This is a genomic window from Bacillus sp. SG-1, from assembly GCF_000181495.1.
Lineage (GTDB): Bacteria > Bacillota > Bacilli > Bacillales > Bacillaceae_B > Rossellomorea.
The window spans coordinates 1-13515 of the sequence record NZ_ABCF01000030.1; the positions used below are offsets into that span (position 1 = coordinate 1).

Here is a 13515-nt window from a genome sequence, read left to right on the forward strand (position 1 = left end):
GGGGCTTCATTTTATGGAAGAAGACCGAATGATGTACAGCGCTCGGTTTGCGAGGGGCTTCATTTCACGGGAGAAGACCAAATGATGTACAGCGCTCGGACTGCGTGGGGCTTCATTTCATTGAATTAGACCAAATGATGTACCGCGCTCGGCTTGCGCGGGGCTTCATTCCAGCGGATTAGACTAAATGATGTACAGCGCTCAGACTGTCAGAAGTATTCATCTCATCCATGAGGGCGTCCACTTTCAGACTGTAATTCAATACATTATCAAAACTATATCAAGAGATGGCGGGTCTTCGTCTTGCGATCTCTTCCTTGTCTTGGCTATCAAACTATTATTGGAAAAGAGGACTGGCGCCATGAGCCATGAAAAGAAAAAGCTTAGTATTTACGCATTGACCTGGCCAATTTTTATAGAGATTTTTTTACATATGCTGATGGGAAACGCAGATACGTTAATGCTTAGCCAGTACTCGGATGATTCCGTGGCTGCGGTAGGGGTATCCAACCAGGTGTTGTCACTGATCATTGTCATGTTTGGATTTGTGGCAACCGGAACTTCAATACTTGTCTCTCAAAACCTGGGTGCCAATAAAATTACCGCTGCAAGGGAAGTGGCGGTCGTTTCTCTGGCTGCAAACCTTGTGTTTGGATTTGTTCTGAGTATTCTTATCTTCCTATTAAACGATCAAATTCTCAATTTGATGGATATTCCAGCGGAACTGCGGGGTGAAGCCTCCTCCTATTTAACAATCGTTGGCGGATTCTCCTTTATACAAGCACTGATCATGACAGCTGGTGCAACTCTGCGAAGCTATGAATTTACTAAAGACGCTATGTATATCACTATAGGAATGAACATCCTCAACATTATAGGGAACTACCTGTTTATCTTCGGTCCTTTCGGTATTCCAGTGTTGGGAGTAGAAGGTGTATCAATTTCGACAGTTGTCAGCCGCACCCTCGGGCTTGCAGCGATAACATTTGTTTTAGTAAAACGTATCCCCGGTGTCTTTAAGCCCTCTCGGATTTTCCAGGTTCAGCATATTAAAGACCTTCTGCGAATCGGCATTCCTTCAGCGGGAGAACACTTGTCTTATAATGGGTCTCAAATGGTGATCACGTATTTCATTGCTGTTATGGGTACGGAGGCGCTGACCACAAAGGTATACGCGCAAAATTTGATGATGTTCATCTTTCTATTCGCTCTGGCCATCAGTCAGGGTACCCAAATTATGATTGGACATATGGTCGGCGGCAGAGATTTCAAGGGAGCCTACGAACGATGCATCAAAAGCTTAAAAATTTCCATTGTCATATCTTTAGGCATGGCTGTCCTGTTTGCCTTGTTTTCCGACCAACTATTAGGGATATTTACCAGCAACGAGGAGATTATCTACCTCGGCAGTATTCTCATTTGGCTGACCATCATACTTGAACCAGGAAGAAGCTTCAACTTGGTAGTCATCAGTTCACTCCGTGCAGCCGGCGATGTCAAGTTTCCCGTTTACATCGGCATCCTTTCCATGTGGGGAGTGAGTGTCCTCCTCTCCTATGTATTAGGCATTGTATTTGGACTGGGCTTAATCGGAATCTGGATTTCATTTATTGCTGATGAGTGGCTCCGCGGACTTATTATGCTCCGGAGATGGAAATCACGAATATGGATGGAAAAGAACTTTATTGGCGAGAAGGATTCCAATTAAAATACTTTTTAAGAGTGGAGAAAACAGTTTCCACTCTTTTTTGTTAAGTTTTTTTACATTAAAACGCTTACACTTTATTTTATTGGTTGATTTTTTCAACAATTCAGAATATGATATAAAACATAACCATTTGATGTTAGTTTTTCTAACATAAATAAAAAGGAGCTGGTCACGATGAAAAAGATTGAAGCTATCGTCCGCCCAGAGGTGTTCCAGGCATTAAGAGAAGGGCTTGCCGCAAGCGGATTTAACGGTCTGACTGTATCTGAAGCAGCCGGATGTGGTAAACAAAAAGGAAAACAAGGCCTATTTCGGGGAAATACTTTTGAAGTCGCCCTTTCTCCCCGTGTAAAGGTGGAAATGATCGTAGAAGATACCGAGACAGAGGAAATTGTTGACTTAATTTGTGAATATTGCTCAACCGGAAAAGTAGGAGACGGTAAAATTTTCATCTCCGACATTCAAGAAGTAGTACGTATACGCTCCAGAGAACGCGGAAAACAAGCCTTTATATAACCTTATCCCAGAATCCCCCACACCCAGACATTTCACTAACCCGCCCTTTTGCCTTTAGACAATAATAAAATCAGGAGGAACAAATTTATGCTGAAAAAAGTATCATGCTTTTCTGCTTTTCTTTTGTTTACCGCCACCCCAGCCCTTGCAGCGCCTACTGCCCAGAGTGTTCAGACTTCCGTTGACGGAATGTGGGTAATGGTCGCCGCTTTATTGGTCTTCTTTATGCACGCAGGGTTTGCTATGGTTGAATCCGGTTTTACCCGTTCCAAAAACACCCTTAATATTTTGATGAAAAATTTCCTGACGATTTCAATCGCCTCCATTCTTTATTTTCTATTCGGTTTCGGTTTAATGTTTGGTAGTTCAGCCAACGGACTGGTTGGAACAGACGGCTTCCTGCTGGCCGGACGTGAAGACATCGGATTTTTTGTCTTCCAGGCGGTTTTTGCAGCTACTTGTGCCACCATTATTTCAGGTGCTGTAGCTGAGCGTATGAAACTGAGCAGTTATATGCTTATCACCGTCGTGATTACCGGCGTAATTTATCCGGTTGTCGGCCACTGGGTCTGGGGCGGCGGATGGTTATCCGAGCTCGGCTTCATTGATTTCGCCGGTTCCACGGTTGTCCACTTGAGCGGTGCTGCAGCAGCCTTCATAGCCGTATTGTTCCTCGGACCGCGTATTGGGAAATACACAAACTCTAAAGTGAATGTCATCCCCGGTCACAATATTCCGATTGGAGCACTAGGTGTCTTCATCTTATGGTTCGGCTGGTTTGGATTCAACGGAGGCAGTACACTGGCAGCCGACCCGGAACTTGTGCCGCGAGTGATCACCGTCACCTTGCTGTCAGCTTCTGCAGCAGTCCTTTCTTCAGCATTTTACACAGCTTTCCGTTACAAGCGCATAGATCCATCCTTAACACTGAACGGTGCTTTAGGAGGATTAGTCGGTATCACTGCAGGTTGTGCGAACGTATCTATCGGCGGATCCATAATAATTGGTTTAGTTGCTGGTGTTCTGCTGGTAGAGGGCGTTCGGTTTATCGAAGTAAAATTGAAAGTGGATGATCCGGTGGGCGCAATTGCTGTCCATGGTCTTTGCGGAATCTGGGGAACTGTAGCTATTGGATTCTTCGATGTAACAAATGGACTTTTCTACGGAGGAGACGCTTCTCTTTTAGGGGTGCAGGCTCTTGGTGTGGCAGCTGTAGTTCTTTGGATCTCCATTTCCATTGGTGGAGTCATCTATCTCATTAACAAAGTAGACAGCATCCGTGTATCCAGTGAGGATGAGCTGGCAGGACTCGATTTTTCAGAGCATGGAGCGACTGCTTATGAACTAAATGAAACAGTCCTGACTTCCCATTCAAACCAGCCAAATACCGCTTTCGGAAAAGAATTGGTACGGAAGCTGGATGGCTTGAGTGTTACTCCTACGAAAAAACAATACCATTAAGAACGTAGAGTTAACCCCTTCAGCTTGCTGGAGGGGTTTTTGCTCGTTTGTACAGCCGGCGATGTTTCACGACAGTGTCATAAGACCACCAGGAACGTGCAGGGTGTTTCATGAGCTCTTCAAAAGACCACTAAGAGTCTTTATTACACTTCCGCGGAATCCTCCTTCAAGGGGAACGTTTCTTTCTTAATCGTATCCCTTCACTCACGGAATCCTCCTTCAAGGGGCACGTTTCTTCCTTAATCGTATCCCTTCAACCGCGGAACCCTCCTTCAAGAGGCACGTTTCTTCCTTAATCGTATCCCTTCACTCACGGAATCCTCCTCCAAGGGGCACGTTTCATAAAACCATTAAGAGGCTTTTTCGCATTTAGGGTGCCTCATAAACCTCTCATAAGACCAACTGAGAGTCTTTTTCACTGTCAGGGTGTCTCATAAACTCTTCATAAAACCAAATATGAGTCTTTTTAAACATAGGGCATCTAATGAATGCCCCAAAAATAAAAAAAGCTCACACCCTCTTAAACAGGCATGAGCTTAGGATCAATCCACAATATTAATATTGTAATCTTTGAACCACACATGAATCTGAGCTAGATGGGCAAGAAGCTGTGGACCTGTCATCAACTGACCGAACCATGGGGTTTTAAAAGCTTCCCCATTCGTTTCGACAAGTGCTTTTAATTGTTGATGATCAAAGAGTTCATAGAGAACGCTCGATTTATCTTGCAGAACTTCCCCGAGCCAGTTTTTAACGAGTGATGTATACACAGGGTGATGCGTTTTTGGATAAGGACTTTTCTTACGGTATAACACCTCATCCGGAAGTGTACCTTCCAGCGCTTTTCTTAAGATGCCTTTTTCACGGTTTTCGTGCATCTTCATTTTCCAAGGGATGTTCCACACATATTCGACCAGGCGGTGATCGGCAAACGGTACCCTTACTTCCAGGCTCGCGCCCATGCTCATCCTGTCCTTTCGATCAAGCAGAGTCGTCATGAACCAGATGATGTTGAGGTAGAACAACTCTCTTCTCTTGGCTTCGACAGGTGTTTCCCCTTCCAATATCGGGGTTTCAGCTACTGTTTCGTTGTATTGGCTTAGCACATATTCTTCAAGGTTCAATTTCTTGCGTAAGTCTGCTTTCAAGAGAGACTGCCTTTCTTCAACCGACCTCATCCATGGGAAACCTTTACGGTTAAAATCCTCTTCATTATGGAACCAAGGGTAACCACCGAAAATTTCGTCTGCACATTCACCAGACAATCCGACCGTAAAGTCTGCTTTGATCTCCCGGCAAAACCAAAGCAGTGAAGAATCCACATCCGCCATCCCTGGCAGGTCTCTTACATGAACAGCTTCCGTTAAATAGTTCTTTAATTCTTCCTGAGAAATAATACAGTTGTGATGTACGGTTTGGAACGTCTCTGACATGAGATTAATCCATTTGCTGTCAGAGTTTGGCTGAAATTTATTTGATTTAAAGTGTTGATCATTGCCTTCGTAGTCTATGGAATAAGTGTGCAGGCTTCCTTTACCTTCTTCCCGGTAAGAATTAGCTGCAATTGCGGTTATTGCACTCGAATCCAGGCCACCTGATAAGAATGTGCAAAGCGGGACATCAGACACCAGTTGTCTCGTGATACTGTCTTTGACCAAAAAACCTACTTTTTCAACGGTTTCATCAAAGCTGTCCGTATGTTCGGCACTTTTTACATTCCAGTACCTCCAGATTTTCAATCCGTCTTTGGAGAAAGTCATCGCATGTCCGGGCCTCAATTCCTTAATACCCTTGAATACTCCAGACCCCGGTGAACGTGAAGGTCCAAGCCCGAGAACTTCCGCCAATCCTTCTCTGTCCACTTCGGCTGCTACCGAAGGATGTGCCAGTAAGGCTTTTAACTCGGAGCCGAACATAAGACCATTGCCTTTCTCACTGTAAAATAACGGCTTAACACCGAGACGGTCCCTTCCGACAAACACATGCTGCTTCTCGCTGTCCCAAACAGCAAAGGCAAAAATCCCGTTCAGATGATCAACGCATTCTTCCCTCCACTCAATATAGGAAGTCAAAAGCACTTCTGTATCCGAATGGCCCTTGAATGTGTAACCTTTGGCATGCAGTACTTTCCTGATATCTTCCGTATTGTACAATTCTCCGTTATAACAAATGACAAACCTTTGCCCCGCCTTCTCTTTTGCCATTGGCTGTTTTCCACCTTCAGGGTCCACCACTGTCAGCCTTTTATGCCCAAAAGCCGCATGGGTGTCCAGCCATACGTTTGAATCATCCGGTCCTCTTTTGGAGAGCGTTTCGGTCATGGATTCCAAAACTTTTTCAGCGTTTCGCAAATCTTTCTTAAAGTCGATCCATCCTGTAATTCCGCACATGTTGTTCATCCTTTCTATTTCAGGCAAAATTGGGCTAGATGCAATATGGATTATCATATGCAATCTTCTGAAAATGGTTAATTGTCTTATTTCATTTTTACTTTAAATGAATATGCTAAATTAGGCCCAAAATGTAGATAATGTTGATATAACATCTTCAATAAGGGGGGAAATGGGTGAATAACCTGTATAGAAATAAGCTCCTACAGCGGCAGAATCGCTCATACACACTAGGAACTGTAGAATTCATTCACAATCAATGGGTATTTTTCGATGATGAGTTGGATGAAGCAACGGATTTGGAATTTTATACGCAGCAGGAGGTCGAAATTTACCGGGATCAAGGATGGGAAAGAGGTATATTAGAGCCTGAAGGCATTGTAAAAACTGCCTATGATCAAATGAATCTCAAAGATACGGAAACAATCCGCATTAAAAAAACACTGATTTATTCACTGGAAATGCTGATTACGGAATTAAATGATGATTCTTTCTTCCAGTTTCTGACCAGCCTGAACTCACTTGATTTTTCATTATATGACTGCATATTCTGCCATAATCACCTCTGTTTTCTTGAAGACAGGAAGATCAGAGAAGGGGTGAACTTTTTGACGTTTGATAACGGTGAAAATGTTTGTTCAGTCCAACATCACTTTACTTATTTCAAGAAACAGCGTGACCGCTTTGAATTCACTTTAAGTACGGGTAAGAGGATTGTTATAGAAAAGCTTGAGTAAGGCGGAGAATAAAACTAAGAGAAATTGGGTTTCCCAGTTTCTTTTTTTAATTTTTTTGAATCCGTTTATTTGTGATAAGTTATCGGAGGATTTTCCCTCCTCGCGCGCAACTCCTTTGGACCCAAACTGGACTGCTTACCCGTAGGCGGTCCTTACAATATTGGTACAAAAAAAGCTGCTGCCTGCAGGCAAACAGCTTTGATGATTAATCTAAATTACTTCTTTGTTCTTCTTCCTTTTGGCGCTTGATCGCTTCTTTCAATTCCTTCTGAGTCAGCAGCGGTGTGTGCCGGTGGCTGAAAGCAGCTTTTACAGATAAGGCAAATATGGAGATTGCCGCTATTACAATACAAAGTATCCATACTCTCACAATGTTCACACCCCGTCTAATGTTAACCTTCGCTCATCAAATAAGCTTGGGAATTTCTCATCCACTTTTCCATTTCGTCCGGAAAAACAGGCCGTGATATGAAATATCCTTGTCCCAAGTCACAATTCAAGTGACTAAGGAGTACCATTTGTTCACTGGTCTCGATCCCTTCGACCACTACCTGCATTCCCAATCCTTTTCCCATCATTGAAACAGCTTGGACAATGGCATAGTCGGGACTGCTTTCTTCGATGTTCTGCACAAAGGACTTATCAATTTTTAAAACATGCAGCGGAAGGTGTTTCAAGTATCCTAGCGAAGAATAGCCTGTTCCAAAATCATCAATGGCAATTTTCACTCCTAAAGCTGCCAGCTCTTCCATTCTGTCGATTGTATGGCCTGAATGCTGAATCATTACGCTTTCAGTCAATTCAAGACATAAGCTCTCTGCCGACAACCCCGACGTTTTTAAAGCATGATTGATTTCATTTGTAAATGACGGTTGTTGAAATTGGTTGGCTGATACATTCACAGAAATATAAAAATCGGGAAATCCTTTTTCCTGCCATTCCTTTGCTTGCTTGCAAGCCTCTGTAAGCACCCAATTTCCGATTGACCCAATGAGTCCGGTCTCTTCTGCAAGCGGTATGAACTCCATTGGAGAAACCACTCCCAAATAAGGATGATTCCAACGCAGAAGTGCCTCAGCACCTATAACTCTCTTATCGTTCAGCTCGACAATCGGCTGGTAGACGATATAAAGTTCTTCTCTTTCCAGGGCTTTACGGAGATAGCTTTCCATTTTGACCTTTTCCATGGCCATAATATTCATTTCATTGGTATAAAATACGATTTGGTCTCCGCCATTGGATTTTGCCCAATTGAGAGCCGTATCCGCATTTTTCAGTAAATCAGCAAGATCGGTTCCATGGTCCGGATAAACTCCGACACCTATACTCGCTTTAATGTAAAACTCCTGATTTCCTTGTATAATCGGCATCTGAATATTTTCAGCAATCAATTCGGCCACTTGTTTTAGTTTCTCGTTTGTTACATTTTTGCTGATGAGTATGGTGAACTTATCGCTTCCGAACCGGCCAAGATAGGCACCTTTGGGCAGCGCATTCTTGATTCTTTCGGCCAGTTCAATCAGTATCTGGTCACCTGCTGAATGGCCCAACGTATCATTAATCAGTTTAAACCTGTCAATATCCAGAAAAAGTACGCCAATACGCCTCTTTTTCTTTTTAGCGCGACTAATGAATTCTTCCGCCAATTCCCTGAACTTTATCCGGTTCGGCAAACCAGTTTCAGCATCAAAGTAAGCTAGATACGTGATTTTCTCTTCTGTCTTTTTTTGTTCGGTTATATTTCTTCCGATTCCAAATAAACCTACACAATGTCCATCGACAGTAATCGGAATATTTTTAATGTGAAATAATTGAACCTCTCCTGATTTTGATGGGATCCATATCTCATAAAACTGTTCTTTGCCCGACAGTGTTCTATAAAAATGCCTTTTTATACGAGGTATATCTTCTTCAAAAATAAAAGAAATCGATAATTTGCCAATCAACTCTTCTTCTGAATAACCGAACGTTTTTAGGAATGTAGGATTGACTGAATTAAACCGTCCTTCCAAGTCTGTTGAATACACAAAATCTGTGTTGTTTTCAAACAAGGAACGATAGTATTCCTCAGAGATTTGGATATTCTCACTTAATTTGCGAATGTCTGATGAAGATGCGTTGATCAACTGGGTCAGTGACACTCGTGTGTTGCCTTCTTGAGTAAGGGTATAGTTAAACTTTTCTCTATCGACCGGCTGCAGTTGATTATTCTCTGAAATAGCCAAGTAAGTCAGGCAATGAGAATATAAATCTGGGACTCTCTCTCCTGTCAAAAGGATCTCGCCGTGTGAAAAGAAGCCGGATATGGAAGAAACCTCCCCCATCATCTCCATTTCTGCCTTCGCAAAATCTTTAATGAATTGCTTCCGGGCAGCACAGTTGAATACAAAAATTGATTCCACTGGCTTTTTTCTTAACCGATTTAATTCTTTTAAAGAACAGTCCACAATCGACTCTAGATCAGCAAACGCAAAACTCAGACTTTCTCCCTGCCTGATCGGTTTACTCATCTCAACAGAGCCATCCTCAAGGACCCTTAACGGAAACAGCGTGGAAGTGTAATTATTTCTTTTTATAAGGAAGGGGAATTCCACCCCAGAATCTGGGAGTCCGGAAACAAAGCTATCTCCCAAATAGTGCCTTAATACCTTCAAGGGCTTTTGGTGATCGATTTTCTCTATGACTGCACCTTTTGACTTCGTTACTGTTAAAGGTCTTCCAACTTCCTTCCACTGCTCATTAATGAACGTTTGTACATGCAAGTTTGAATTGTTCAGAGCTGCTGCGACTATGCCACTCTCTGATTCACGATCTTCAGTCAGTACTATGGACGGTTTCTTGCCAGGAATATCTATTGATACCCCTCCCCCAACCGGAATTCCAGAAGTAACGGATTGAAAGCCTTCAAGAATGCCCTGAAGATCTAAGTCCAAATGACTGGCAAATAAGATGACTGCTTTCGTTTCCATGTTAACAAGTTCCTCTGAAAGCCGCTTACCTGTTTCAAATCCATCACAGGTGCTATCCAGCTCTATCAGCTGAGACACAACTTCCGTTTTATCCAAGATAGTGAAGGAAAGCACAGGTGCATCATCGCTAATTGCTCCACCGACCATCTGCCCCTCGGTGCTGCATCCGATGATGACTGCTCTCGGCAATACAGAAAGGACTTCCGCTCTTATGCGTTTTGCCTGTTCCATTGATGCTTCTCCAAGGAACATCTGCACCATAATGGTCGGGTACCGGTCAATGCTATTGCTGCTGATGTACCTCGTCATTTCCTCTTGAGAAGAATATTTAAAATTGTATGTTTTAGCCACAGGTACACCACCATTCTTAACCCCAATTTATTTTCATGTAGTAGTTGTCAGTTTGTCTCTATATAAAAAATACCATAATTTTCAGAATTAATGTACAGAATTATTGACTTTTTTGGGGAATGATGTAGAAATTTGTAAATTTAATCACTTCTTAATGTTCGTGGGGAATTTTTTAACTCTGTGGGGTGCAAAGAGTGACGCTTCGTCTTTTTTTATCACTATAGAACAAAAACATAGTAACATTTATCTGCTTGTCGGGGCTAAGCAGGGTGCTTCCAAGGGGCCGGGTTACGTCCCAGGGGGATGGAATTCGTGCGCTGAAGCAAGACGCGAAAAAAACAAACTTAACAGTTATCGATAGAGATGAATTTATTTCCCAGACAAAAATAAAAAAGACTGTCCATCAAAGAACAGTCTTCTTATGAACTTAAACCAGGGACCATAAACCCAATGGAAGCCAGACTCCAAGATAAAGGGTTACGAGCAGGGCAATAATTAGTTGAGCCCAAAAAGCCACTGTGCCTTTACCTTTCTTAGTTCGTACCAAAATCATTTCAAACATAGCAATCACCCATAGTCCGGCCAGCAATTTCAAGCCATATTGCATCGGGAAGACACCTTGGTGTTTCCAGAACAATAGTGCCCCGGTAAGGATGATTAATAGATAGAACAGTCTCAACGTCATATGAACAATTTTCATTGCTTTCTTCTTGCCGCTCTTATGTAGGTACAATGCTGCAAAGAACAAAATAATTCCAATCACCCAGGTTGTTATATGGGCATGTGTATTATCAAACATGTCAAATCCTCCTTGAACATTACTTAACATCTTCATTATCTTACCATACTCGTCTTCACCAACACGAGTTATTGAAGGCTCCGACATAAAATTGTAACTTCTATTGAATTGTATTGATCAGTGTACCGATTTTTTCAATGGAAATTTCAATTCTGTCACCAGATTTCAAAAATCTTGGGGGGTGAAATCCTTTCCCTACACCTGCTGGGGTTCCTGTCGCTATTATATCCCCAGGCTCAAGCGTCATTCCTGCAGATAACTCAGCAATAATTTTACCTATTGGAAAGATCATATCGCTCACAGATGCATCCTGACGAACTTCTCCGTTGACCACTGTTTTAATTGACAGTGATTCAGGGGCTGGGATTTCATCGGCGGTTACAATATATGGACCCATCGGACAAGTCGTATCAAGACTTTTTCCAAGGAAGAACTGTTTATGCTTCTTCTGAAGGTCCCTTGCCGTGATGTCATTCAAAATGGTGTACCCGAAAATATAATCCCGGGCTTCGTCCTCTTGAATATTGATTCCTTTTCTGCCAATGATGACAGCAAGTTCACCTTCGTAATCAAGCTGTGAAGTTAAGGCAGAGTGGGAGTAAACCACCCCTGATGATCCCGTTACTGAAGTAGGGGCCTTTGTGAAAATCATGATATGCTCGGGAATATCTGCCTCGCTGCCCATCTCAATCGCGTGTTCACGATAGTTCTTTCCTACACACATAATATTCTTTTCGGGTTTCGTTATCGGAGAGAGCAGAGTGACATCCTTCCAGTCATATAAAAATTCCGAAGAGTCCTCGAGCGAACTGCCGAATTGCTTCAGATCTTCAAGCCTTTGGAAGGCTCCCTGTTCACCTTGGATTACTTGAAGCAAAGAACCCGGAAGCTGACTTTTTCCGTCATACTCTTTTTCAAGCTCAGTCAAATTCCAAATGGTCTTTCCACTTTCTTTTACCACACCATATTTTTCTTCTTCATTTACTTTAAAAGATAGAAGTTTCATGACTCACCCTGCCTCTATTATTTTATTGAGATCATTCTTCTGCTGATTTGTTCCTAACCTTTCTATAGGTAAGGATTCTCCATAATTTCTCCATCGGTCCATGGCGGAACTTTGCCAGCCATATTTCAGACACGATTACTTGTATGAAGAAAATTCCGGCTGCCAGCCAAGTTCCGGTCGCCAATGTGACTTCTCCATATAAGCCTAATCCATAATTATAGAATATAAGTGTTCCAATAATTGATTGCGCCAAATAGTTTGTCAGTGACATTCTGCCCGCAGCCGCCAATGGCTTAAGGACCACCGAAATTTTTCGGTTAATCAATAATAATGCCAATAGAATCGCATAAGATACTGATAAGAATGGAGCTCCCAGCATATCTTGTATATAAGAATAGGCAACATTCGCTTCCACTGTGAACGGGAGCGATTTCAGCGATAATCCCACAATCGATAGAATGACCAACAGTGTAATCCAAAACTTTTTGTTATCAGGGATTCGTTCAAGGATATGCAATTTTCCCGCACCTGCTCCAATCATCAGCATCGGAAAAATCGAAAGCAATACAAACATCATATTTTCCGGGCCGTTCACATTATACCAATCTTCAAATCTCTGAAAAAATATCTCTTTAAAACCGCCATTGCCATAAGCCTCAATCGAGTTGGTAATATTGGTCAAATCAGAATAAAAAGATACGCCTGTCTGGTCTGTCAAGCTCACCAGGAACATTAAAATGCTGAAAAACATCTGCGGAAGCAGAAATAACAAAGAACCTGCCCAAAGGAGGGCTTTGCCGGACATCTTCATAAAGAAGAGCAATAGGAGCCCGAATAACGCATAGTTAATCAGTATATCTCCCGACCAAATGAGAAAAGCATGCACACTCCCGATGAACAGCAGTACAACAAGACGCCTGATGGCAAGAGGATAGAAATTTGTACCTCTTTGTAACGACCTCATCTGTTGAACCGCCAGGCCATACCCAAAAAGCATGGCAAACAGCGGATAGAAGCTTGCTTGAACCAAAATATCTATCCAGGGAAATACCTGTTGATCTCCAGGAGCTTTCCACCAGGTATACTGATCAATATACAAAAAAGGTGAATGAAAAGAAATCATATTAATAATGAATATTCCCAATAAAGAAAAGCCCCTTATCACATCCAGTGAAAGGATTCTTTCTTTTTTAGAAACCGGTTGAATTACCTGCATAAATCCCGTCTCCTTCTCTAACTTTTCTATTCCCTATTGTAACTTGTTTTCGCCCATTAGGCGATTATCACATCCACCATGCTCTGTCATAAGATACAGTATCTAATTCAGGAGAAAAGGTGTGAACAGTATGCCGGCTTTTGTAGGAGCTGTTCAAGTGATCAGTGTTGGTTCGAGCGGTGTTGTTCATATAGGGGATACATTTCAAATCCGGCCGGTTTCGACCGCTAAGACTTTCGCGGGAGCAGGTTCGTTCGTGACCGGAGATGGAATTTCCGTTTATAACGAAAGCTCTGTCACCTATACAATCGATGATGATACGCTTGACCAAGGAAACTATTTTAACTTGTGAGTGTGATAAG

At 42.4% G+C, this 13515-nt stretch carries 11 protein-coding genes; 5 read left to right on the forward strand and 6 right to left on the reverse strand.

What is annotated here, in order from left to right; all coding sequences use genetic code 11:
* Nucleotides 1-361: 361 nt before the first annotated feature.
* From BSG1_RS12375 to BSG1_RS12385, 3 genes are all read left to right on the forward strand, one after another.
* Entirely contained in the window at nt 362-1708 is a 1347-nt protein-coding gene (locus BSG1_RS12375; protein ID WP_044022840.1) for an MATE family efflux transporter, read from the forward strand.
* A gap of 174 nt (nt 1709-1882) precedes the next feature.
* Entirely contained in the window at nt 1883-2224 is a 342-nt protein-coding gene (locus BSG1_RS12380) for a P-II family nitrogen regulator (RefSeq protein ID WP_006837394.1), read from the forward strand.
* Between the two features lie 87 nt (nt 2225-2311).
* On the forward strand, nt 2312-3685 hold the full coding sequence (locus BSG1_RS12385) for an ammonium transporter (protein ID WP_006837395.1): 1374 nt from the start codon (nt 2312-2314) through the stop codon (nt 3683-3685).
* Between the two features lie 542 nt (nt 3686-4227).
* Here the strand turns inward: BSG1_RS12385 and asnB are convergent.
* A complete protein-coding gene (gene asnB / locus BSG1_RS12390) occupies nt 4228-6075 on the reverse strand; it encodes an asparagine synthase (glutamine-hydrolyzing) (protein ID WP_006837396.1) in 1848 nt (615 codons plus the stop codon).
* Between the two features lie 176 nt (nt 6076-6251).
* Here asnB and BSG1_RS12395 point away from each other — a divergent pair, with 176 nt between their 5' ends.
* The gene (locus BSG1_RS12395; protein WP_006837397.1) at nt 6252-6812 is read left to right on the forward strand and encodes a DUF2777 family protein; all 561 of its coding nucleotides are present in this window, start codon (nt 6252-6254) and stop codon (nt 6810-6812) included.
* 205 nt (nt 6813-7017) lie between these two features.
* Here the strand turns inward: BSG1_RS12395 and BSG1_RS20885 are convergent, their stop codons facing one another.
* The 5 genes from BSG1_RS20885 to BSG1_RS12415 all read right to left on the reverse strand — a co-directional run bounded on the left by BSG1_RS20885 (nt 7018) and on the right by BSG1_RS12415 (nt 13153).
* A complete protein-coding gene (locus BSG1_RS20885) occupies nt 7018-7182 on the reverse strand; it encodes a hypothetical protein (RefSeq protein ID WP_156791481.1) in 165 nt (54 codons plus the stop codon).
* Nucleotides 7183-7204: 22 nt separating this feature from the next.
* The gene (locus tag BSG1_RS12400) at nt 7205-10132 is read right to left on the reverse strand and encodes a bifunctional diguanylate cyclase/phosphodiesterase (protein WP_006837399.1); all 2928 of its coding nucleotides are present in this window, start codon (nt 10130-10132) and stop codon (nt 7205-7207) included.
* A gap of 427 nt (nt 10133-10559) precedes the next feature.
* On the reverse strand, nt 10560-10931 hold the full coding sequence (locus tag BSG1_RS12405; protein WP_044022841.1) for a YisL family protein: 372 nt from the start codon (nt 10929-10931) through the stop codon (nt 10560-10562).
* Nucleotides 10932-11031: 100 nt separating this feature from the next.
* Nucleotides 11032-11937 (reverse strand): fumarylacetoacetate hydrolase family protein, encoded by a 906-nt coding sequence (locus BSG1_RS12410; RefSeq protein WP_006837402.1) that lies wholly within the window; start codon nt 11935-11937, stop codon nt 11032-11034.
* A 31-nt stretch (nt 11938-11968) separates the two neighbouring features.
* Nucleotides 11969-13153: a DUF418 domain-containing protein gene (locus BSG1_RS12415; protein WP_006837403.1), complete on the reverse strand. Its 1185-nt coding sequence runs from the start codon at nt 13151-13153 to the stop codon at nt 11969-11971.
* Between the two features lie 130 nt (nt 13154-13283).
* Between BSG1_RS12415 and BSG1_RS12420 the strand changes: the two genes are divergently transcribed.
* Complete coding sequence (locus tag BSG1_RS12420; RefSeq protein WP_006837404.1) at nt 13284-13505, forward strand: spore germination protein; 222 nt, start codon at nt 13284-13286, stop codon at nt 13503-13505.
* Nucleotides 13506-13515 lie beyond the last annotated feature (10 nt).

What these genes read in the sequence shown, in the direction of transcription:
- BSG1_RS12375 (WP_044022840.1), top strand. Translation starts at nt 362, where the DNA reads ATGAGCCATGAAAAGAAAAAGCTTAGTATTTACGCATTGACCTGGCCA.
- BSG1_RS12380 (WP_006837394.1), top strand. Translation starts at nt 1,883, where the DNA reads ATGAAAAAGATTGAAGCTATCGTCCGCCCAGAGGTGTTCCAGGCATTA.
- BSG1_RS12385 (WP_006837395.1), top strand. Translation starts at nt 2,312, where the DNA reads ATGCTGAAAAAAGTATCATGCTTTTCTGCTTTTCTTTTGTTTACCGCC.
- asnB (WP_006837396.1), bottom strand. Translation starts at nt 6,075, where the DNA reads ATGTGCGGAATTACAGGATGGATCGACTTTAAGAAAGATTTGCGAAAC.
- BSG1_RS12405 (WP_044022841.1), bottom strand. Translation starts at nt 10,931, where the DNA reads ATGTTTGATAATACACATGCCCATATAACAACCTGGGTGATTGGAATT.
- BSG1_RS12410 (WP_006837402.1), bottom strand. Translation starts at nt 11,937, where the DNA reads ATGAAACTTCTATCTTTTAAAGTAAATGAAGAAGAAAAATATGGTGTG.
- BSG1_RS12415 (WP_006837403.1), bottom strand. Translation starts at nt 13,153, where the DNA reads ATGCAGGTAATTCAACCGGTTTCTAAAAAAGAAAGAATCCTTTCACTG.
- BSG1_RS12420 (WP_006837404.1), top strand. Translation starts at nt 13,284, where the DNA reads ATGCCGGCTTTTGTAGGAGCTGTTCAAGTGATCAGTGTTGGTTCGAGC.